Below are 236 nucleotides of genomic sequence, written 5' to 3' on the forward strand. Positions count from 1 at the left end.
TAAGCACTCATTTTGTATTCACTGTCAGCGCCACTGACAATCTTTGCTTGTATTTTATTGTTGCGTTTAAGGCGACCGAACAGGGTGACTTCACTGATGCCATCGCCGTCAAAATCACTGTGTTGATAATACGCGGGCGAATGGAAAAGGGCAGGGAAACTGTATACACCGTAGTCAGTACCAGTAGCCCCATTTTGCACACGAAGCTGTGGTCTAGCGCCATCTTTAAATGTGCC

1 protein-coding gene is annotated in these 236 nt (G+C 46.6%); it reads right to left on the reverse strand.

Translation table 11 applies throughout. The features are described 5' to 3' along the window. The coding region (locus RJ41_RS19175) for a hypothetical protein (RefSeq protein ID WP_039221169.1) at positions 1 to 236 on the reverse strand (236 nt) is incomplete at both ends.

This window comes from Alteromonas marina (assembly GCF_000808575.1).
Classification (GTDB): domain Bacteria; phylum Pseudomonadota; class Gammaproteobacteria; order Enterobacterales; family Alteromonadaceae; genus Alteromonas; species Alteromonas marina_A.